This is a genomic window from Streptosporangium sp. NPDC050148 (assembly GCF_055586505.1).
On the sequence record NZ_JBVJIA010000004.1, the window covers coordinates 91,832 to 113,682 of the forward strand.

15 protein-coding genes are annotated in these 21,851 nt (G+C 74.5%); 9 read left to right on the plus strand and 6 right to left on the minus strand.

The features are described 5' to 3' along the window. Positions 1 to 1,654: 1,654 nt before the first annotated feature. The 4 genes from ACZ6RT_RS05395 to ACZ6RT_RS05410 all read left to right on the plus strand — a co-directional run bounded on the left by ACZ6RT_RS05395 (position 1,655) and on the right by ACZ6RT_RS05410 (position 4,502). Positions 1,655 to 2,482 (plus strand): glycerophosphodiester phosphodiesterase, encoded by an 828-nt coding sequence (locus tag ACZ6RT_RS05395; RefSeq protein WP_470152330.1) that lies wholly within the window; start codon positions 1,655 to 1,657, stop codon positions 2,480 to 2,482. Positions 2,483 to 2,679: 197 nt separating this feature from the next. Beyond that, positions 2,680 to 3,267: an acyl-CoA dehydrogenase family protein gene (locus ACZ6RT_RS05400; RefSeq protein ID WP_470152331.1), complete on the plus strand. Its 588-nt coding sequence runs from the start codon at positions 2,680 to 2,682 to the stop codon at positions 3,265 to 3,267. Between the two features lie 2 nt (positions 3,268 to 3,269). Next, positions 3,270 to 3,893, plus strand: coding sequence for an acyl-CoA dehydrogenase family protein (locus tag ACZ6RT_RS05405; RefSeq protein ID WP_470152332.1), 624 nt, complete (start codon positions 3,270 to 3,272; stop codon positions 3,891 to 3,893). Positions 3,894 to 3,998: 105 nt separating this feature from the next. Then, positions 3,999 to 4,502, plus strand: a complete 504-nt coding sequence (locus tag ACZ6RT_RS05410; protein WP_399194510.1) for an LLM class flavin-dependent oxidoreductase — start codon at positions 3,999 to 4,001, stop codon at positions 4,500 to 4,502. Positions 4,503 to 4,575: 73 nt separating this feature from the next. Here the strand turns inward: ACZ6RT_RS05410 and ACZ6RT_RS05415 are convergent, their stop codons facing one another. Continuing rightward, positions 4,576 to 6,177: a phospholipase D family protein gene (locus ACZ6RT_RS05415; protein ID WP_470152333.1), complete on the minus strand. Its 1,602-nt coding sequence runs from the start codon at positions 6,175 to 6,177 to the stop codon at positions 4,576 to 4,578. A gap of 437 nt (positions 6,178 to 6,614) precedes the next feature. Here ACZ6RT_RS05415 and ACZ6RT_RS05420 point away from each other — a divergent pair, with 437 nt between their 5' ends. Continuing rightward, on the plus strand, positions 6,615 to 9,509 hold the full coding sequence (locus tag ACZ6RT_RS05420; protein WP_470152334.1) for a carbohydrate-binding protein: 2,895 nt from the start codon (positions 6,615 to 6,617) through the stop codon (positions 9,507 to 9,509). 486 nt (positions 9,510 to 9,995) lie between these two features. After that, positions 9,996 to 13,538 (plus strand): AfsR/SARP family transcriptional regulator, encoded by a 3,543-nt coding sequence (locus ACZ6RT_RS05425; RefSeq protein ID WP_470152335.1) that lies wholly within the window; start codon positions 9,996 to 9,998, stop codon positions 13,536 to 13,538. Here the strand turns inward: ACZ6RT_RS05425 and ACZ6RT_RS05430 are convergent. From ACZ6RT_RS05430 to ACZ6RT_RS05440, 3 genes are all read right to left on the minus strand, one after another. Further along, positions 13,500 to 13,637, minus strand: a complete 138-nt coding sequence (locus ACZ6RT_RS05430) for a hypothetical protein (RefSeq protein WP_344887910.1) — start codon at positions 13,635 to 13,637, stop codon at positions 13,500 to 13,502. The genes ACZ6RT_RS05425 and ACZ6RT_RS05430 overlap by 39 nt on opposite strands. Positions 13,638 to 13,718: 81 nt before the next feature. After that, positions 13,719 to 14,918, minus strand: coding sequence for an ATP-grasp domain-containing protein (locus ACZ6RT_RS05435; RefSeq protein ID WP_470152336.1), 1,200 nt, complete (start codon positions 14,916 to 14,918; stop codon positions 13,719 to 13,721). Between the two features lie 202 nt (positions 14,919 to 15,120). After that, positions 15,121 to 16,680 (minus strand): lyase family protein, encoded by a 1,560-nt coding sequence (locus ACZ6RT_RS05440; protein ID WP_470152337.1) that lies wholly within the window; start codon positions 16,678 to 16,680, stop codon positions 15,121 to 15,123. A 136-nt stretch (positions 16,681 to 16,816) separates the two neighbouring features. On the opposite strand from ACZ6RT_RS05440, the gene ACZ6RT_RS05445 reads away from it, so the two are divergent. Beyond that, positions 16,817 to 18,022, plus strand: coding sequence for a helix-turn-helix domain-containing protein (locus tag ACZ6RT_RS05445; protein WP_470152338.1), 1,206 nt, complete (start codon positions 16,817 to 16,819; stop codon positions 18,020 to 18,022). Between the two features lie 184 nt (positions 18,023 to 18,206). Here ACZ6RT_RS05445 and ACZ6RT_RS05450 read toward each other — a convergent pair whose 3' ends face one another. Both ACZ6RT_RS05450 and ACZ6RT_RS05455 read right to left on the minus strand, forming a co-directional pair. Further along, positions 18,207 to 18,869, minus strand: a complete 663-nt coding sequence (locus ACZ6RT_RS05450) for a 4'-phosphopantetheinyl transferase family protein (protein WP_470152339.1) — start codon at positions 18,867 to 18,869, stop codon at positions 18,207 to 18,209. Next, positions 18,866 to 19,705, minus strand: a complete 840-nt coding sequence (locus tag ACZ6RT_RS05455; protein WP_399194526.1) for a metallophosphoesterase family protein — start codon at positions 19,703 to 19,705, stop codon at positions 18,866 to 18,868. Before ACZ6RT_RS05455 ends, ACZ6RT_RS05450 begins: the two co-directional genes overlap by 4 nt. Before the next feature lie 324 nt (positions 19,706 to 20,029). Here ACZ6RT_RS05455 and ACZ6RT_RS05460 point away from each other — a divergent pair, with 324 nt between their 5' ends. Together ACZ6RT_RS05460 and ACZ6RT_RS05465 are read left to right on the plus strand one after the other, a co-directional pair. Continuing rightward, entirely contained in the window at positions 20,030 to 21,136 is a 1,107-nt protein-coding gene (locus ACZ6RT_RS05460) for a M4 family metallopeptidase (RefSeq protein WP_470152340.1), read from the plus strand. Positions 21,137 to 21,194: 58 nt separating this feature from the next. Next, positions 21,195 to 21,515 carry a protealysin inhibitor emfourin gene (locus tag ACZ6RT_RS05465; protein ID WP_470152341.1) on the plus strand — a complete coding sequence of 107 codons (321 nt, stop codon included), beginning with the start codon at positions 21,195 to 21,197 and terminating at the stop codon, positions 21,513 to 21,515. Positions 21,516 to 21,851: the final 336 nt, after the last annotated feature.

Here is a 21,851-nt window from a genome sequence, read left to right on the forward strand (position 1 = left end):
GACCCATGGAGACGTGACCGTGCGGCGGGAGGGTGTTCCAGGCATCCCGGGCTTCGTGGCTCCTGTCCGCACCGGATGAAGCCGGTCTTCCCCTCATTTCCCCCTCTTTGCGGGCCGGTGCTGATAACAGATCGGTAAGACCGTACTGTCATGGCCCGCATACACTGGGTGACTTTTGCCAGGCTGGGGTGGTCGGACGCGATACGGGAGGCGAGATGCTCGATGGGCACGACCGGACCCACGGCCACGGCCCGAGAAGGCCGCGGGGTCGCATGCCGTACGGCGACCCGCCGCCCGGACGGCCCTCGTCCCCGTCCCCACAGCCGCCCCCGTCCCCACAGCCGCCCCCGTCCCCGCGGCCGTCCCCGTCCCCGGAGGTCCTTCCGGGCGGGGGAGAGGTCGCGGAGGAGGTGGCGGCCGACGAGCGTGCGGCGGCGCGCGCCTGGACGTATCTCGACAGCCGGCCGTTCTCCATGCCCCCGCCGCCCGGCCCGTGGCACCGGCCCTGGTCGCGGTTCTCCCGCGACCGGCTGCTGCGACCGGCGCTGATCGCCGGGTTCCTCGCCGCCGCGGGGGTCGGCGTCTGGTCCTCCGGCTGGTCACCGTGGACCGGGACGCCGCTCTCCGGTACGACGTCCGCGCCCACCGGGGGGCGTGTCCTGGCAGGTCACGAAACGCGGACCGTCCCGCCGTCGGCCCCGGCCACGACCGGCGGGCCGCAGGCGCCTCCCGCGAAGGAGGGGGAACCCGCAGCGGACGGCGAGCCCGGCGCGGGGGAGGGGCGAGCGGGCCGGGACGAGGCCTCACCACGGGACCGGGCGCTGCCGTCCGGGCGCGCCCTGTCCGGTGCCGGCTCCCGGGCCGGCTCCCGGGCCGCGGAACCCGACGGGAACGGGTGGGTCCGGCGGATGGGGGCGAACGAGCGGGCCGGACGCTCCGGCGGGGGACACGGTCCCCCGGGGGCCGGTTCCGCGACGAACGGTCCGCGGGGCGGCACCGGTCCGCGGGGCGGCACCGGTCCGCGGGGTGACGCCGGTCCGCGAAGCGACGCCGGTCCGCGGAGCGACGCCGGTTCGCGGGGTGATGCCGGTTCGCGGAGCGGCGGGACGAGCCGTCCGGACGGCGCCTCCGGGGGAGGCGGGGGTGCCGGGCCGCGGAAGGGGGCGGGTGCGCCGGAGAGCGCGGGTTCCGGCCGGAACGGGGGCGAGAGACCACGGACCACCAGGACGGGACGGCCGCGGACCGGGCCGCCGGGAAGCGGACCGGCGGGGGACGGGGCGCGGTCCCGCGCGCCCAGGTCGCCGTCCCCGCAGGCCACCGGTGGCGGGCGACCGGCCACGGGTATCAGCGCCGCCTACGCGTGCCGCCACCTGCCCCCGGGTGACTGGCGGTACGCCTACTGCGTGCGGGTCTGGAACGACTACAAGCGCAGGAACGGCCTGCCCTAGCCGAGCCCGCCTGCCGGGACGCGGGGGCGGCCGGGGCGACGTCCGGCCGCTCGCCGGGTCGGCCACGTCGGCCGCGATCGCGGTACGGCGGTGTCGCGGCGATTGCTCACCTGCCGGGCATCGGCGAACCACTGAACCGTCGACCGGATGTCATGAAGACCTGTCAGGTTCGGGTCACAGAACATTCTCCACCTCTGAGGAGACCCATGTTCCGACGACTCGGTATCGCGCTCACGACCGCGCTGGCGATGCTGGCCACGCCGGTGGTGCCCGTCTCCCCGGCCGCCGCGGCGCAGTCCTCGACACCCCTCAACGTCGCCCACCGCGGGGCGTCCGCGTACGCGCCGGAGAACACCGTCGCGGCCTTCGAGCTGGCGCGCGAGCAGGGCGCCGACATGTTCGAGCTCGACGTCCAGGAGACGAGGGACCACAGGCTGGTCCTGATGCACGACACGACCCTGGCCCGCACCACCGACGCCGAGAGGGTCTTCCCGGACCGGGCCCCCTGGAGGGTCGGCGACCTCACACTCGCGGAGATCCGCAGGCTGGACGCGGGCTCGTGGTTCGACGCGGAGTACAGGGGCGAGCCGGTGCCCACGCTCGGGGAGGCGCTGCGCGCGATGGGGGAGAGCAGGCTCGGCCTGTTGCTGGAGATCAAGGCGCCACGGCTCTACCCGGGCATCGAGGCCCGTGTCGCCGCCGAGCTGCGGCGCCATCCTTCGTGGCTGGCTCCCGGCAGGCTCGCGGTGCAGTCGTTCGACTGGAACTCGATGCGCACGTTCCACCGGGCCATGCCCCAGGTCGCGATCGGCCTGCTCGGCACACCGGCGGTCGCGGAGCTCCCGGCGCTGGCGAGGTTCGCCGACCAGATCAACCCGCCGTACCGCGACGTCACCCCGGAGTACGTCGGACGCGTCCACCGCCACGGCATGGAGGTCTTCACCTGGACGGTGGACGATCCGGCGGTCATGCGGCGCATGACCTCCTACCGGGTGGACGGCATCATCACCAACAGGCCCGACCTGATGCGCTGACCGCTCCCGTCCCGCGCGGCCTGAGCCGCTTCGGGCCCCGTCGCACGGGCCCGAGCGGTGGGCCGTGCCGTACGCCACCGCGCCGTACGCCCCCGCGCCGACCGTCCGGTTCGGCAGGAATGTCGTAAATCAGGTATTGCCTACTGTTTATATAGGGATTAGGGTGATCTCATGCGACAGGGAGAACGGACACCGGCATGAGCATCATCGGCACGGCGTCCCAGATCCCCGACCGGCCCGGGGCGCACGTGATCGCCGACGACGCGGAGGCGATCGCCACGGCCGGCGCGCTGGCGGCCGAGTTCGCGACCGGCGCCGCCGAGCGGGACGCCGAACGGCTGCTGCCCGTCGCCGAGCTGGACCGGCTCTCCGTGAGCGGGCTGCTCGCGATCACGGTGCCGTGCGCGTTCGGCGGCGCCGACGTGCGCGCGGAGACCCTTGCCGAGGTGGTACGCCTGCTGGCCGCCGCCGACCCGAACATCGCGCAGATCCCGCAGAGCCACTTCGTCTACGTCAACGTGCTGCGCCGCCAGGGCCCCCCCGAGCAGCAGAAGTTCTTCTTCGGCGAGGTGCTCGCCGGTGCCAGGCTCGGCAACGCGCAGTCCGAGGCCGGAACCAGGCACGTGCAGGACTACCGCACCCGGCTGGTGCCCGACGGCGAGGACGGCTTCCTGCTGCGCGGGGTCAAGCACTACAGCACCGGCGCGCTGTTCGCGCACTGGATCCCGGTGCTGGCCCGGCGCGAGGACGAGACGTTGCACGTGGCGTACGTGCCGACGGACTGACGGTGGTCGACGACTGGGCCGGGATGGGCCGGCGGACCACGGCCAGCGGCACCGTGCGCCTCGACGACGTGCGCGTGCCCGCCGACCGCGTGGTGCCGCACCACCTGACGTTCACCGGGCCGCAGCTCCACGGCGCCGTCGCCCAGCTCCTGCACGCCGCGATCGACGTGGGCATCGCCGGCGGGGCACTGGCCGAGGCGCTGGACTTCGTCCGCACCCGGGCCAGGCCCTGGTTCGAGAGCGGGCTGGACAGCGCTGCGGAGGACCCGCTGACCGTCCAGCGGGCGGGCGAGCTGACGATCAAGGTGCGGGCCGCGGAGGCGCTGCTGGCCGTGGCGGGCCGCCAGGTGGACGCGGCGGCGGCGGACCTGACGGAGGAGTCCGCGGCCGCGGCCTCCATCGCGGTGGCCACCGCGAAGGCCTACGTCGATCCGGTCGCGGTCGAGCTGGGCGGCGCGATCTTCGAGCTGGGCGGCACCCGCGCCGCCCTGGACGGGCTCAACCTCCACCGTCACTGGCGCAATGCCAGGACGCACACGCTGCACGACCCGGCCCGCTGGAAGGTCCAGCACATCGGCCGCTACGCGCTCAACGGGCGACTCCCACCGCGCCACGGCCTGCTCTAACGCATCCCGCCGCCCCGACGACCGGCCGGCGACCCGCCGGAACGACCGGCCGGCGGCGACCGACGACCGGCCGGTGACCGACCGGCGACCGACCACGGAAGTGCCATGACACACCTGACGTTCCACTGGTTCCTGCCCACCTACGGCGACAGCCGCGACATCGTCGGCGGCGGTCACGGCCTGCCCCCGGGCGCGGCCGGTGGCGCGCGCCCGGCCACGCCGGCCTACCTGCGGCAGATCGTGCACGCCGCCGAGCACCTCGGTTTCGTCGGCGCGCTGACGCCGACCGGCGCGTGGTGCGAGGACGCCTGGCTGACCACGGCCATGCTCACCGAGACCACCGAACGGCTGAAGTTCCTGGTCGCGTTCCGGCCCGGCCTCGTCACGCCGACCCTGGCCGCGCAGATGGGCGCCACCTTCCAGCGTCACTCGGGCGGCCGCGGCATCACCGAGTTCGTCATGTCCGGTCACCCGCACGTGGAGGAGGCGTACTGGTTCGGCGAGGGGGTGCTGCCGATCCTGCGCGGGCGCGGCCTGTGGGAGCACCCCGCGGCGGCGGGCGCGCACGAGCCCGCGTCGATCCCGTTCGCGTCCACCGGGTCGAGCTGAGAGGAGGCCCGCACGGGCCGGGACCGGGACGGTCCCGGACAGGGGCGGGGAAGGGCCGGGGCAGGGGGACGGCTCAGTAGCGCCCGGCCCGCCGCATCGTGCGGGGGCGCCCGTCGGGGTCGCAGACGATGCGGTAGAAGGGCGTGGCCCAGGCCGCGGTCCAGGGGGACATCGGTGCCGGCCGGTACGTGCGCAGCCGTCCCGGTGGACGCGGACCGCGGCGGCCCCCGGCGTGCCAGCGTTCCAGGGCGGCGGCGCAGGAGGCGAAGGCGTCGAAGAAGGAGACCGGGTCGAGCAGGTCCACGTCGGAGTCGCCGGTCCGTTCCAGGTGCTCGCGGGCCAGCGTCAGCCGCAGGTCCCGGGCCAGGCGGCGGGCGCCGTCCCCCAGGCCGCCGGGGTCGGCCGGCTCCCGGTCGTCGCGGGTCTCGTCCAGGATCGCGCAGGTCAGCTCGGAGTCGTAGGTCCACGAGCGCCGGTTGAAGTTGTCCGAGCCGATGGTCGCCCACACGTCGTCGACGACGCACACCTTCGCGTGCACGTAGACCGGCGTGCCCTCCCGGTTCTCCAGCCCGTAGACCGCGACCCGGTCGCCGCCCGCGCGCTTGAGGACGTCCAGGGCCTGGTTGCGCCCCAGGATCTGCGGGACGCCGCCGATCGGGCCGTCCTGGTCGGGGTGGAGCGGCAGCACGCTGATCATTCTCAGGTCGGGGTTGGCCGTCAGCGCCTCGGCGAAGGACTTGGCGACCTCCGGTGACCACAGGTACTGGTCCTCGATGTAGATCAGGCCGCGGGCGCGGCGCAGCGCCTTGAGGTAGCCGCGGGCGATGCTGCGCTCCCCCTGCGGCGCGAACGCGTAACGGGTCCTGCGGTGGGCGTAGGTGCGCAGCAGCTGTACGGCGTGCGGGCCGCAGGCGGGCGGGTCGGCGGTCTGCGGGGGCATCGGGTCGGCCAGGGTGTCCTCGTGCCGTATCAGGTCGGCGACGCGGTGCACGGGGTTGCGGGTCAGTGGCTGCGGGTCGTCCCAGCGCTCGCGGAAGACGGCCTCGACGTCGCCGACGGCCGGGCCCTGGATCGCGGCCTGCACGTCGTGCCAGGGCGGGCGGTCGCCGTAGACCTTGGCCATGGGCGCGGCCTGGACGTCACCGCTGTGGGAGGCGTCGTCGCGGCGGCTCCAGCACAGGTCGATGCCGCCGACGAACGCGATGTCGCGCCGGGGGTCGTCGCGGTGGCGCAGCACCACGAGCTTCTGGTGGTGCGAACCTCCGACCGGGACGCGCATGTCGCGCAGGCACTCCCCGCCGGCGGCCTCGATGGCGTCGCCGAGGTGGCGGTTCTCCTCGGCGCTGAAGAACAGGCGGTCCCAGTGCGAGCGCCAGAGCAGGCCCTTGACCACGACGCCGCGCCGGGCGGCGTCCGCGAACACGTGCGCGACCTCGGTGCCGGGGCCGTCGAGCCGCTCCCCGGGGTCGCCGCGCCAGTCGGTGAACAGCAGCAGGTCCCCGGCGCGCAGTTCACGGACGCGGGTGAGCAACTCGGCGAAGTAGGGGGCTCCGTGCAGGATGGGGCGCACGGTGTTGCCGCGCGACCAGGCGAGCCCGTCGTCGCGCCGGGTGTCGATCCGGGACGCCGGGTTGCCGCGCTCCTCGGGGGCGAGAAACCACTTGTCTTCCGTCATCGGCCTGGATCTACCCGGTTTTTACGTGATCTCACCCGGGCCGCCAGGCGCTCCCGGGGAGGTCGGAGCCCACTCGGCGCCGGGAGGCGGGCGTGAGACCGGAACGGGCCGCGCCGTCCAGCCGCGGACGGGAGGTGAGAGACCGGAGGCTCCGGACCGCTCCTAGGGGGATGACGAGAGCTGTCACGGGCGACAGAACGAGGCGTCACGGGGGGCGGGACGGGGCGTCATGGGGGCGGCCACACCGGACAGGGAAATCCTGACAGGGCATTTACACCATGTTACCCGCGTGTTAAAAACCAGTAAAAGAACGATCAAGTCATGAAAAAAGTGGACTGTTCGTTCTCCGGGGCCGCTCCCATCCACCGTTCCCGCCCTTTCCGGCCCCTTCTCCTCCCCGGTCTTCTCTGACCTCCCCCATGTCAGGAAAGGACCCCATGTCCCCCCGTCCTCGCCCATGGGCCGGCCCGCTCGCCGCCGTCCTGCTCCTCCTCGCCGGTGCCGCGCCCCCGGCCGCCACGGCCCACGCCGCCGCCCTCCCCACCACCGCGACGGCCACCGCGACGACCACCGCGACGACCAACGCCGCGGGTGCCACCGCTTCCGGTACGGCGGCCGACATCCCGCCCTCCGACTACCAGCAGGTCTCCCTGGCCACCGGCCCGGCCGAGCTGGGCGAGCCCATGTCCCTGACGGTGCTGCCCGACAGGTCGGTGCTGCACACCGCGCGCGACGGCACGATCCGCCGTACGACCGCCGCCGGTGACACCGCGGTCGCGGGCAGGCTGGACGTCTACACCCACGACGAGGAGGGCCTGCAGGGCATCGCCGCCGACCCGGGCTTCGCCACCAACCGGTACGTCTACGTGTACTACTCGCCCCGGCTGTCCACCCCGGCCGGCGACGCCCCCACGACCGGCACCGCGGCCACCTTCGAGCAGTGGAAGGGCCACCTGAACCTGTCCAGGTTCACCCTCAGGGCGGACGGCACCCTGGACACGGCGAGCGAGAAGGTCGTGCTGCAGGTGCCCAACGACCGGGGCCAGTGCTGCCACGTGGGCGGCGACATCGACTTCGACGCCTCCGGCAACCTGTACCTGACCACCGGCGACGACACCAACCCGTTCGAGTCCGGCGCCTACACCCCCATCGACGAGCGCGCCGACCGCAACCCGCAGTTCGACGCCCAGCGCTCCTCGGGCAACACCAACGACCTGCGCGGCAAGATCCTCCGCATCAAGCCCCAGGCGAACGGCACCTACACGATCCCGCCGGGCAACATGTTCGCCCCGGGGACGGCCAGGACACGTCCGGAGATCTACGCGATGGGCTTCCGCAACCCGTTCCGCATGTCGGTCGACAAGGCCACCGGCATCGTCTACCTCGGCGACTACGGCCCCGACGCGGGCGGGCCCGACCCCGCGCGCGGCCCCGGCGGGCAGGTGGAGTTCAACCGCGTCACCGGGCCGGGCAACTACGGCTGGCCGTACTGCACCGGCACCAACACCGCCGCCGAGACCTACAACGAGTACACCTTCCCCTCGGGCCCGTCCGGGGCGAGGTACGACTGCGCCGGCGGCCCGGCCAACGACTCCTTCCGCAACACCGGCCTGCCCACCCTGCCCCCGGCCAAGCCCAGCTGGATCCGCTACGGCGGGGAGGCCGGCTCGCCACCGGAGTTCGGCGGCGGCTCCGAGTCGCCCATGGGCGGCCCGGTCTACCGCTACGACGCGGACCTGAACTCCTCGGTCAAGTTCCCCGCCTCGCTCAACGGCCGGTTCTTCGCCGCCGAGTACGGCCGCCGCTGGATCAAGGCCATCGAGGTCACCTCCTCCGGCGCGCCCGGCGAGATCGCCGCCTTCCCGTGGACCGGGACCCAGGTGATGGACCTGACCTTCGGGCCCGACGGCGCCCTGTACGTGCTCGACTACGGCACCGGCTCGGGCAACCAGACGCTGTTCCGGATCGAGTACATCGGCGGCGGCAACCGCAACCCCGTCGCCAAGGCCGCCGCGAACAGGACCTCCGGACCCGCGCCGCTGGCCGTCACCTTCTCCTCGGCCGGCAGCTCCGACCCCGAGGGCGGGGCCCTGACCTACGGCTGGACCTTCGGTGACGGCGCCACCTCCACCGCGGCCGACCCCACCCACACCTACACGTCCAACGGCACCTACACCGCCACGCTCACCGTCAGGGACGCCGGCGGCCTGACCGGCACGGCCGACGTCACCGTCACCGTCGGCAACACCGCGCCCGTGGTGAACCTCACCCTGCCCGCGGACGGGCAGCTGTTCTCCTTCGGCGACACCGTGCCCTTCCAGGTGACCGTCACCGACCCCGAGGACTCCTCGATCGACTGCACCAGGGTCAGGGTCGTCTACATGCTGGGTCACGACAGCCACGCGCACGAGATCACCGCCAGGAGCGGCTGCTCCGGCACCCTGACCGTGCCCCGCGACGGCGAGCACGACGAGGCCGCCAACATCTACGGCGTCTTCGTCGCCCGCTACACCGACGCCGGCGGGCTGGCAGGCGAGAGCAGGCGCACCCTGCAGCCCCGCCACCGCCAGGCCGAGCACTTCGGCGCCCAGTCCGGTGTCCAGATCGCCGAGCACGGCCCGGCGGAGGGGGCCAGGACCGTCGGGTTCGTCGACAACGGCGACTGGATCTCCTTCCGGCCGTACGCGCTGCGCGACGCGACCTCGGTCGCCCTGCGCGTCTCCTCGGCCGGTGCGGGCGGCACGATCCAGGTGCGCGCGGGATCGGCCACCGGGACGCTGCTCGGGTCGGCGACCGTCCCGGTCACCGGAAGCTGGGACACCTTCGTCGAGGTCTCGGCCCCCCTGACCGGCGCCCCGGCGGGAGCCACCACCCTCTACTTCGTCTTCACCGGGCCGACGGGCCAGGGCAACCTCTTCGACCTGGACGCCTTCACCTTCACCACCTCCGGTCCGGCGACGGTGGAGGCGGAGGCGTACTCCTCGACCTCGGGGGTGCAGCCGGCCGGTCATGCCGGGGCGAGCGGGGGGACGACGGCGGGTTACATCGAGAACGGGGACTGGGCGGGGTATGCGTCGACGAGCGCGGCGGGTGCGCGGACGTTCGCGGCGCGGGTCTCCTCTGCGGGCTCGGGCGGCACGATCCAGGTGCGGGCCGGGTCGGCGACGGGGGCGTTGCTGGGGTCGGTGAGCGTGCCGGTGACCGGGAGCTGGGACACCTTCCAGAACGTCTCGGCCCCGTTGAGCGGCAGTGGCGGCGGCCCGGTGTTCCTGGTCTTCACCGGCGGCTCGGGCTTCCTGTTCGACGTCGACACCTTCACCATCACCCGATGACGGTCCCGGGAATCCCCTGACCGGTCCAGGGTCGCCTTTCCGGCCGCGTCGCCTTCCGGCAGGCCGCGCGTTCTCCCGAGAGGCCGCGTCGCCTTCCGGCCGGTCACGTCGCCTTCCGGCCGGTCACGTCCCGGCCGGGAGGCGCTTCCCGGCCGGTTCACCGCCCGGCCGGGACACGCCCCGGTCGGCGGCGAACCGGCCGGGGGCACGAGCGCGCCGGGTCACGCCCCGGTCCGGGCCGGACCCGCTCCCGGCCCTTCCCGGACGCCTCCCGATACGCCATGCCGTAGCGCGACATGCCGTACGGTGAGACGGGAATACGGACTCCGGTCACCGGGCGTCCCGGAAAACCCGTGCGTGACCTGCCGTCCCACGGACCCGCGAATTAGCACTGGACATGCCACGTTAAATACTGCTCAAATGGTGTTTTTAGTGAAAACAATTAATCCTGCGTGAGGGCAGTCGAACACTTTCTGATGGTGGCGCATGGACACTGCTCTGTCGTTTCGAGTTCTCGGCCCACTCGAAGTCCTGGTAGGTGAGCGACGAGTCTCGATCGGAGGGGCGCGCCAGCGGATCACCCTCGCCACCCTCGTCCTGCGCGCGGGACGCGTCGTCCCCGTCGACCTGATCGCCGAGGCGATCTGGGGCGAGCATCCGCCACCCACCGCCCGCCGCCAGGTGATCATCTGCGTGTCCGGGCTCCGCCGTGCCTTCCAGGAGGCGGGCGCGTCCCCGGACCTGCTCGTCACGTCCCCGCCCGGGTACGTCCTGCAGGCCGGTCCGGACGACGTGGACGTCCTGCTCGCCGAGCGGCTCGCCGCGAAGGCGCGGGCCGCCGAGGCCGAGGGCGACCTGACCGGTGCGGCCCGATGGTTCGCCGAGGCGTGCGGCCTGTGGCGCGGCCCGGCCCTGGCCGGTATCGAGAGCACGTTCGCCGAGGCCGAGGCGCGGCGGCTGGACGACCGGCACCTGACGCTGACCGAGGAGCGCGTCCAGCTGGAGCTGGCCCTGGGCCGTCACCGCGAACTCATCGACGACCTCGCCGTCTTCGTCGACGCCAACCCGCTGCGCGAGCGGCTGCGCGCCCAGCTGATGCTGGCCCGATACCGGTGCGGGCGGCGGGCCGAGGCGCTCGACACCTACCGGATCGGGCGGGCCCAGATGGTCGACGAGCTCGGTATCGAGCCCGGTACCGAGCTGCAGGCCCTGCACGACGCCATCCTCCGCGACGACCCGGAGCTGGCCACGCCGTCCGCGCCCCCCGCCCGGGGGAGCGCCACGGAGACGGAGCGGCCGGCCGCGGATCACCCGCCTGCGGCACCCGCACCCGCCGCACCCGCGCTCACCGGATCCGCGCCCACCGCACCCGCACCCGCACCCGCCGGATCCGTGCCCGGCGGGTACGCGCCCGCAGAATCCGCACTCACCGGACCCGTGCCCACCGGATCCCCGCCCGCCGGGTACGCGCCCGGCGGACCCGTACCCGGTGGCCTCGCGACCGCCGCGCACCCGCCCGCCGGTCCCGTACCGCCCGCGCCGCCCGTGCCCGCGAATCCCGGAGGCGCGGGACCCGGAGCCGCGGGTCCCGCGTCCCTCGTCCTCGCACCCGTCGCGCCCGCCCCGGCCGTTCCCGGGAACGGTGCCCCGGCACCGGCCGGCCCCGGACCCGCGGGACGCGCGCCCGCCGGACCCTCGACGCCGGGCGAGCACGGGGTGGTCCCCGCGCAGCTTCCCGCGGACGTGCCGCACTTCGTCGGCAGGACCGCCGAGATCGCCCAGCTGGACGCCCTGCTGGACGAGCGGACCGGACAGGGCCTGCTGACCATCGCGCTCATCACCGGGGTCGCCGGGGTCGGCAAGTCGGGGCTGGCCGTGCACTGGGCGCACCGGGTCGCCTCCCGCTTCCCCGACGGGCAGCTCTTCGTGAACCTGCGCGGGTACGACCTCAACGCGCCGCCCCTGGCCCCCGGCGCGGTCATGGACCGCTTCCTGCGCGCCTTCGGCATCGGCGGCGAGCGCATCCCCGAGGACCTGGACGAGCGCGCGGGCCTGCTGCGCACCGTCATCGGCAGGCGCAGGCTGCTGCTCGTGCTGGACAACGCCCGCGCCGTCGAGCAGGTCAGGCCGCTGCTCCCGGGTTCCGGCACCTGCTGCGTCATCGTGACCAGCAGGGACCCGCTGGGGGACCTGGCCCCCTCGCTGGGCGCCAGCGTCATGCACCTGGAGGTGCTGGGGCCGGACGACTCCGCGGCCCTGCTGCGCGGGGTGGCCGACCCCGTGGTCATGGGGGAGGACCCCGGGTCCACGGCACTGCTGGGCGAGCTGTGCGACGGGCTGCCGCTGGCCCTGCGGATCGTGGGCGCCCGCCTCACCGCCCGCTCGTACTGGACCCCGGCCCGGCTGGCCCGGCGGCTCGCCGACGAACGGCGCCGCCTGGACGAGCTGAGCTACGGCCAGCTGACCGTACGGGCCGGTTTCGCCCTGAGTTACCGCGACCTGAGCCCGGAGGCGGCGCTGATGTTCCGCAGGCTGGGCCTGCTGGAGGCGCCCGACTTCGCCTCCTGGGCGGGCGCGGCGCTGCTCGGCATCGACGCCCTCGACGCCGAGGACCTGATCGACCGGCTGGTGGACGCACAGCTCGTCGAGGTGCTGGGACGCGACGGTGCCGACCAGATCCGCTACCGCTTCCACGACCTGGTCCGGTTGTACGCCAGGGAGCGGGCCCACGCCGAGGAGACGGCCGAGGAGCGCCACGCCGCGGTCGCCCGCGCGCTGGGCTGCTGGCTCGCGCTGGCCGAGGAGGCGCACCAGCGGGAGTACGGCGGCGCCTTCACCCAGCTGCACGGCACGGTGCCCCGGTGGCGGCCCGAGGACGCGGACGAGCTCCTGGAACGGCCGCTCGACTGGCTGGAGGCCGAGCGCGGTGCCCTCGTCGCCGCGATCTCCCAGGCCGCCCACCTCGGCGCGTCCGAGCTGTGCTGGGACCTCGCCGTCACCGCCACCACCCTGTTCGAGGCGCGCAGCCACTTCGACGACTGGCGCGCCACCCACGAGACGGCCCTGACCCTCGCCCGCGAGAGCGGCGACGAGCGCGGGGAGGCCGCCGTCCTGTGCTCCCTGGGGAGCATGTACCTCTTCCAGCAGGAACCGGACAGGGCCGGTGAGCGCCTGCGGGCGGCCCACGAGCTGTTCGAGCGGCTCGGGGACTCCTACGGGCTGGCGCTGACGCTGCGCAACCTCTCCCTGCTGGACCGGCTCGCGGGCCGCTTCGACCTGGCCCTCGACAGGTTCCACACCGCGAAGGGCATCTTCGTGGAGTTCGGGGACCGTTTCGCCGAGGCCCACGTGCTCGGCGGGATCGCGCAGGTCCACACCGACCGCGGCAGGACCGACCTCGCCGAACCGCTGCTCAGGCAGGCCCTCGGGGTCTTCCGCGAGCTCGGCAGCGAGCGGGGGCAGGCGCAGATCCTCAACAGGCTGGGAGAGGTCCTGCTGCGTCAGGACCGGCCACAGGAGGCCGAGGAGATCGCCCGGACCGCGCTCACCCTGGTCAGGGACCGGCAGGACGGTATCGGGCAGGCGTACATCCTGTGCGGGCTGGGGGAGGCCCAGCTCCGGCAGGACCGGCAGGAGGCCGCGGCGGAGAGCCTCGGCGAGGCGCTCGTCATCGCCCGGGGGGTGCGCGAACGTTTCGTGGAGGCGCGCATCCACCTGGCCTTCGGTCAGCTCCACGCCCGGTGCGGCCGGTTCGACGAGGCGGTGACCCACCTGCTGCAGGCCCTGGAGATATCGACCGAGCTGGACACCCGGCTGTGGCGGTTCCGGGCCCTGTCCGCCCTGGGGGAGGTGTTCCTCCTCAAGGGGGACGAGGCCGCGGCCTTCGACGCGCTGAGCCGTGCACTGGACTGCCGTACCGGCACCGGCCCCGAGGACGACCGGCGGATCAGGGCCCGGCTGGCGGTCCTGTCGCGGGTGTCCGCGGACGCGTCAGGTCCACGTGCTGTCGCCGGCGGTGTAGGCGACTGACGAGGCCATGCCGAGCGCGGCGTGGCTCGCGGCCATGGGGAGCGTGAGGAGCGCGGCAGTGGCGGTGACCTTCGCGGCCCAGGTGATCCACCGGGACATCTTTTCCACCTCGTTCGTTCGTGTCGGCTGCTTTCGGCGACGAACGTAGGGCGAGGCGGAATCGCATCGGCATCGCATCGGTCATCGACCGGCATCCCCGGCCGGTATCCCCGCTCCCGCGCCGGGTGCCCCGAGGCGGCGCACCCGGCGGGCGCGTGAGGCAGCGGGGAACGGGTGCGCGCCCGGGAAGGGGTTCCCCGCCGTGACGGGCCTGCCGGGCAGGGGGAGCTGGTCCAGGCCGGTCACGGCCCTCAGGTGGGCGTCGAGCAGGTCGAACCCGCACTCCCGCGCGAAGGACGCACGGACCGCGCCGTCCGCGGGGTGGGCGTCGATCCGCACGACGTAGGCGTGGTCGCCGGCGAGCCTCATCTCGACGTGGGCGGCGCCGTGGGTGAGGCCCACGGCGGCCAGGGCCCGCGTCGCGGTCGCGGTGAGCGTCCGGACCCGGTCGGGCGGCAGCGGCATCGCGGGGACGTGTCCGCGTTCCACCAGATGCGGCGGGGCGGTCACCCGCCCGGCGGTGATCCCGGCGCACCGGTGGAACCCCCCGGCGCCGACGGTCTCGACGCCGAACCCCGGCCCCGGCAGGCGGCCCTCGATGACGGCGGTCCCGGCCGGGATCCCCGTACCGGCGGCGGGGGAGACGATCCGGCGGCAGTGCGCGGTCACCTCGCCGTAGGTGGAGCAGAGCACGAGGCCGGGCGCCCCACCGGATCCGGTGCCGGGCCCGAGAGTGCCGGGGGCGGCGGGGGTGCCGAGAAAGCCGGGGACGCCGGGGACGCTGAGGGCGGGGCCGGTGAGGTCGAGGGCGGTGAGGTCGAGGGCGGGCCTGACGACGCAGGGCAGCGCGATGCGCGAGAGCGCGGCCACCACCCGCGCGTCGAGGTCGTCGTCCGGGCCGACCGGTTCGAAGGCGGGGGAGGGCAGCCGGGCCGCCACCAGCGCGCGGCGCGTCAGCACCCTGTCCGCGCAGGTGGCGACGGCCTCCGGTGGGTTGCCGGGCAGCCCGAGACGGGCGGCGACCCGGGCGGCCGTGACGGCGTGCGCCCTGTCGGCCGCGGTGACCCCGGCGATCTCCCCCAGGGCGTGGCGCAGCCGTCCGGCCAGGGCGGCGGGGGAGTCGAGGTCGCAGGCCAGGACCCGCACGCCGGCGGCCCGCGCCCCGGTACGGCGGGCCGGATCGGCGGTGACCAGCACCGGGGTGAACCCCAGCGCGGCGGCCCTCGCGAAGGCCGGGGTCCCGAGGCCGTCGGCGCCGGACCCGATGAAGACCAGGTTCATGCCCGCTCCGATGCGCGTACGCGTGCGGATTCCGGGTCCGGGCCGGTCACGGCCGGTGCGGGGACGGCTCCGGGGCCCGGATCGGTCGTCTTCGCCATGAGGGCGGATGCAGGAGACGGATCGGTCGTCCCCGCCATGAGGGCGGGTTCCGGAGGCGATTCGGTCGTCTTCGCCGCGAGGGCGGGTTCCGGGGGCGGAACGGTCACGACGCCTCGCCCGTCCTCGTGCCGGTGGTGTGCTCCCAGGCCTCCCGCAGCCACCCGGACCGCTGCGCGGTGCCCCGGTCGACAGCGGCGAGCCGGTCGCCGACCTGCTCCAGGAGGAGGAGGACCTGTTCCGGGCCGGTAGAGCCCGCGGTCCTCTTGCGCCGCACGCCCACCTCCGGGTCCAGCAGCTCGCGGACCTCGGCCTCCCCGACGTTCAGCGCGATCCCGAACCGCTCGCCGGCGGCGGCCAGGCCCGACGCCGAGAGCCGGGCGGGGGTGAGCGCCCCGGCCGGGCCGCCCTTACCCCCGGACGCCGAGGCCCACGCGTCGACGACGGCCCGCGCCGTCCCGTCCGGTACGCCGTGTTCCAGCGTGAGGTGCGCGGCGACGACCGGGACGGCCACCGGTTCCTCCCGTACCGCGCGGCTCGCCCGCTCCGGGTGGAAGCGTAGGTTCGCCACCACCCGGTCGAGCAGCGCGAGCATCGTGCCGCAGGTCGAGAACAGCTCCTCCGCCGCGTGGCCGTCGTGGCCGCCCTCCCGGCCGGCCCCGTCGGGGTCGGCGTACCCGATGTCGCGCTGGGCGGCCATGATCTCGTACGAGAGACCGGCCAGGTGGCGGGTCATGTCGCGGATGCCCTCCAGGACCATCGGGACCGGCGCGCGCGTCCCGGCGGGGGAGGGGCCGGAGAGCTCGTCCGGCAGGCCGACGAACCGGCGGCCGGGACCGCTCCACCGGACCAGGTCGTTCAGGAAGCGGTTCAGCGTGGTGCCGAGCACCGACAGCTCCCCGGCCGGGCGCAGCACCCAGGCACCGGAGGCGGCCGAGGTCAGCGCGTGCGGCTGCGGCCCGTCGAACCCCAGCGCGACGGCGAGCCGGTGCCGGTCCCACGGCGCCTCCAGCCCGGTCATCGCGCCGGATCCCAGCGGGCAGAGGTTGACCGCGTCGAACAGCGCCTGCAGCGACTCCGCGGCCCCGGCCGTGGCCTCGGCGAGCGCGGCCAGGTAGAAGCCGAAGGTCATGGCCTGCGCGGGCCGGTCCCCGCGCCGCGGGCTTCCCGGCATCACCGACCCGCTGTGCCGGGCCGCGACCTCCATCGAGGTACGTGACAGGCGGCTCACCGCCGCCACCGTCGCCAGCAGCCGCTCCCTGCCCCGCATGAGCCGCGCGCACGCCCGCACGTCGTCACGGACCGGGTCGGCGTGCCATACGCGTGCGTCGTCGGGAAGGCGCGACCGGACGCACGCCTCCAGGGCCGGCAGCGGATCGGGGAGCACGGCCGTCCCGGGACCGGTAGCCGGTTCGAGGGACAGGGCCAGCACGGCGCGCCGGATCCGCTCCGCGGTCTGCGGGCCGAGCAGCCCCATGCGGGCGTACTCACCGATCCTGGCCAGCTCGATCCAGCGGTGGTGGCGCAGCAGGGGGTGCGGTTCCCCGCCGTGCGGGCGGGCCGGGACCGCGTCACCGGGACCGCCGAGGTCCCCGAGGGGCCCGAGGTCGTCGAGGTCGTGGAGCGGGCGCGTCAGGGCCCGCCGTGTCCGTCCGGTGGCAGCCATGGGTCCCACGCTGCCCGTGCCCACCGGGGGTGACCAGGAGGAATGACCGGCGATATCCGCGCGATACCAACACGAGAGCGGGAGATGACCGACTTTTCCTACCGTGACGGCATCTGGTCGCCGCCGGGGGGTTCACGTGAGGTCTGTATCGCCGTCTGAGGGCCTGGTGTTCGCCCAGTTGCTGCGCACCCATCGCGGCCGGGTCCGGCTGACCCAGGAGGAGCTGGCCGAACGCGCCCGCCTGAGCGTGCGCACCCTGCGCGATCTCGAACGGGGCCGCACCCGCTACCCGCACCGCACCTCGGTGCGCCGCCTGGCGACCGCCCTGGAGCTGACCGGTGAGGATCGGCTGACCTTCGAGGCGGCCCCGCAGCCCCGCCCGCTCGCGCCGCTTCCCGGGATGACCGGGCCGCCCTCCGGAGCGCCCGCGGCGCTCCCCTTCGGGGAACGGGACGTGCTCGCCTTCCCCGAGCGCGTCGTCCCCTTCCCCGAGCGCGGCCTCTCCCCGGAACGTGGTTCCTTCCCCGAGCGCGGTTCCTTCCCTGGGCGCGGTCCCTCCTTGGAGCGCGGCTCCTTTCCGGACCGCGCCCCGTCCCCGGAACGCGGCCTCTCTCCGGAACGCGGTCCGTCCCCCGAGCGCGTCCCCTTCCCGGGGCGCGGTCGCTTCGCGGAGCGGCGGCCGGTCCCGGCCTCCTTCCCGGAGCGGCTCCCGGTCCCGGGCCGGACCCCGACCCCGGAGCGGCTCCCGGTCCCGGGCCGGACCCCGACCCCGGAGCGGCTCCCGGTCCCGGGCCGGACCCCGGCTCCGGAGCGGGCTCCGTTCCCGGAGCGGGCCTCGTTCCCCGGGCGGGTCGCAGTGGAGAGGACGGAGGAATGGGCGCTGCCCGCGGTGAGCGACAGCGTCGCGCTGAGCCGCCTCCCGCTGCTGCGCGAGATCGAGGACGCGGTGATGATCGCCTCCTGCAGCGGAGGGCCCGCGGTGGTGACCGTCACCGGCCCGGCCGGGACCGGCAAGACCACCCTGGCCACCCAGTGCGCCCACGTGCTGCGCCAGCGGATGGGCCTGGACGCGCTCTTCGTCGACCTGGGCCGTGACCGACGCGACCCCCGCGAGCTGCGCGCGGCCCTGCGGCTGGCACGCCTCGGCCTGGCGGCGTCCCCGGCCTCGGGCGGGCGGTGTCTGCTGCTGGCCGACGACGCGGACGGCCGCTGGGACGGATCGGCGACCGGCCGGGTGCAGCCGCTGCTGGCACTCGGGTTCACCGGGATCATCGTCACCGGCAGGGAACCGATCGCCGGGCTCGTCCCCTCCCGGCACCTCGTCCTCACCCACCCGGACTGAGACCCGCCGCCGGCCGGTGCTCACGAGACCCGCCGGCGACCGGCCGGTGCCCGCCGGGATCACCGTCCGGTGTCCGGCGGTCGGGATCACCGCGCGGTCCCCGGTGCCCGCCGTTCGGGATCACCGTCCGGTGTCCGGGCCCGCCGCCCGATCGCGGCCGGTCCCCGGTCCCCGTCGTGCCGCGCTACCCGGGGTTCCCGGACCCGCCCGTTCCCGGTACGGCGATCGCGGTGACGAGCAGGCCGTCGGCCACCAGCCAGCGGCCCGTGAAGCCGGTCACCTCCCGGCCGTCCACCCGGGGACCGGGCACCAGCAGGCGGGCGGTGAACGTGCCGTCCGGCGAGAAGGACAGCCGGGCCTCCTCGAACCCCAGCCAGCGCCTGGCCAGCGGGAACCACGCCTTGTAGACGCTCTCCTTGGCGCTGAACAGCAATCTGTCCCAGTGCACGCCGCCACCGAGACCCGCCAGCTCGGCCCGCTCCTCGTCCAGCGAGATCGAGGGCAGGATGCCGTCGGGGAGCGGTTCGTGGGGCTCGGCGTCGATGCCGACGGTCAGCGCCTCGAGGGAGACGGCCGCGGCGCGGTAACCGGCGCAGTGGGTCATGGTGCCCGCGACCCCGTCCGGCCAGCCGGGGGCGCCGCGCTCACCGGGCAGGATCGGTGCCGGCGGCACCCCGAGGCGTGCCAGCGCCTGGCGGGCGCAGTGGCGGGCGGTGGCGAACTCGCGCCGCCGCTTCTCCACCGCGCGGGCGATGACCGCCTCCTCCTCGGGGAACAGCACGACGTCCGGCGGGTCCTCGAACGCCTCCGCGCTCACCACCCACGGCGGCAGGATCTTCTCGATCATGCGACGGGCTGCGGGGTGGGCAGGATGTGCCGCAGCCTGCCGGGCGGGGTGGAGCGGGGACGCCATTCGCGTGGGTAGCCCAAGGAGACCTCCTCGAAGCGGACACCGTCGTACCAGGTGGTGCGGGGGATGTGCAGGTGGCCGTAGACCATCGTGTGGACGTCGAAGCGCAGGTGCCAGTCGGCGGTGCGCTCGGTGCCGCACCAGATCGCGAACTCGGGGTGGTACAGCACCAGCGTGGGGTCGCGGACCAGCGGGTAGTGGTTGACCAGCACCGTCGGCACGCCGGGCGTCCTGGCCTCCAGGCGCCGCTCGGTCTCGGCGACCCTGGCCTCGCACCACGCGTCGCGGGTCGGGTAGGGGTCGGGGTGCAGCAGCATCTCGTCGGTGCAGACCACGCCCTTGTCGTAGGCGATGGCCAGCGCCTCCTCCTTGGTCGCCACCCCGGGCATGCGGAAGGTGTAGTCGTACAGCACGAACAGCGGGGCGACGGTGACCGGGCCCTCGGGGCCGGTCCAGGTGAGGTACGGGTCCTCGGGCGTCGTCACCCCCAGGCCGCGGCACAGCTCGACCAGGTGCCGGTAGCGCTCCTCGCCGCGGAGCTGGACCGGGTCGCTGGGATGGGTCCACAGCTCGTGGTTGCCGGGCGCCCACACCACCTTCTCGAACCGCTCGGCGAGCAGGCCGAGGGCCCACTCGACGTCGGAGACCTTCTCGGACACGTCGCCGGCGACCAGCAACCAGTCGGAGGCGGAGACGGGCCGCAGCTCCTCGACGATGCGGCGGTTCTCCTGGTAGCCGATGTGCAGGTCGCTTATGGCCAGCAGTGACGTCATGCCCCGCCCGCCCCGCGCGTTCCCTCGTCCACGAGCACCGTCGCCTCCGTCCAGCGCGCTTCCCCGACTTCCCCGGGCCGGTCACGGATCAGCGATCCACCGGCAAAGGAACCCTCTCATGACCGCCCCCCGGCGGCACACCCCGCCCCACCCCGCCCCGCCGCGGAACCACCCGTGGAACGACCTCTGGAACCGGCCGCGGAACCAGCTGCGGAACCACCCGCGGGACGACCCGGGAGACGGCCCGCGAGGTGACCCATACCGGTCGGCGTACGAGTGCACGATACCCGTGCGTCCGCCGGGCGGAGCGGCGATTCTGGACCCATGACCACCGCACGGACGACCGTCCCCCACCCCCCGCCGCCCTGTCACATCGCGCCTCCCGACCTGCTGGAGGCGGTGGCCGGGCAGGGCGACCCCTCCGAGCGCCGGGCCGCGCTCAGGACCCTGGCCACGTCGGAGAGGGCCCGGGCGCAGCGCGCCTCGGTCGCCGGCGTGCTGCGCCAGCTCGGCCTCACCATCTCCGACGTCGCGCCCGCGCCCGGCATGGTGCGCACCGTCTACGACGTGGAGAACGGCGGGGACTTCGACCTTCCCGGCCGCAGGCGCCGCGGGGAGGGCGACCCGCCCTCGGGGGACCCGGCGGTCGACGACGCCTACGACGGCGCGGGCGTCACCTACGACTTCTACCGGACGGTCCTGGGCCGCGACGGCATCGACGGGCGGGGGCTGGAGATCGTCTCGTCCGTCCACTACGGGACCGACTACGACAACGCCGCCTGGACCGGCTTCCAGATGATCTACGGTGACGGCAGCGGGCAGATCTTCACCAGGGGGTCGCTCACCAGGGCCGTCGACATCGTCGCCCACGAGCTGACCCACGGCATCACCCAGTTCACCGCGCACCTGCTCTACAGCAAGCAGTCCGGGGCGCTCAACGAGTCCTTCTCCGACGTGTTCGGCTCCCTCGTCAAGCAGTACGGCCGGGGCCAGACCGCCGAGCAGGCCGACTGGCTGATCGGTGACGGCATCCTGGGCAGCGCCCTGCGCGGGACGGCCCTGCGGTCGATGAAGGCGCCCGGGACCGCCTGGTCCACCTCCGGCGGGGGGCGTGACCGCCAGCCCGCGCACATGCGCGACTACGTGGACCTGCCCGACGACGGCGACCCCGCCAACGACCACGGCGGCGTGCACATCAACTCGGGCATCCCCAACCACGCCTTCTACCTGGCCGCCACCGCCATCGGCGGGCACGCCTGGGAACGCGCCGGCCGGATCTGGTACGTCACGCTCACCGAACGGCTCCGCTCGCGCTCGGACTTCCCCGAGGCGGCCCAGGCGACGGTGGAGGTCGCCGGGGAACTGTTCGGCGAGGGCGGGGACGAGCAGGCGAAGGTGCGCGACGCGTGGCGGCAGGTCGGGGTCCTCTGACCGGGAACGGCTCCCCGCGCCCGGCCGCACCGGTCCGGGGCCGTCTAGGATCGTGCCCATGAAGGTCTCGATCGTCCGTGGCGGCGGCATCGCCGGCCTCGTCACGGTCGTCACGGCCGACTCCGCGTCCCTGTCGCGGCCGGAGGTCGCCGAGCTGCGCGCCCGGGTGGAGCGGGCCGGGCTGACCGGCGAGCCGCCCCCGCCGCCCCCGGTCACCGCCCGCCCGGACCGTTTCGACTACGAGCTGACCGTCGAGGACGAGAGCGGCGTGCACACGGTGCGCGCGAGCGAGGGCACCCTGTCGGCGCCGCTGCGCTCGCTCATCTCGTACGTGACCTCGCTCCCTGGCCGGCAGCAGCGGATCGGCCCGCCCGGCTGACCTTCCGCCCTCGTCACCCCCGCCCGGTCGGCCCCCGCTCGGTCGGCCCCCGCCACCATCCCGCGTCCCTCGCCCACCGGGCCGGCCCCCTGCCCCGCCCGCGTCGTCCGCCCGCGTCCCTCGCCCGTCCGCCCCGCCGCACGTCCCTGACCACCTGATACTCCGTACCGTCAACGGTTCCGGTGGGAACGTGCCGGTGAATCGGGCCGACGGAGACCGGTGCGCGGCCCACCCCGCGCGGGCGGCCCCGGATCCCCTCCTTTATTACACCTTGGCGGCGATTGTTGTTACGCCTGGATAATTGGCGCGTTTGAAATCAGATTAACCAGGAGCACT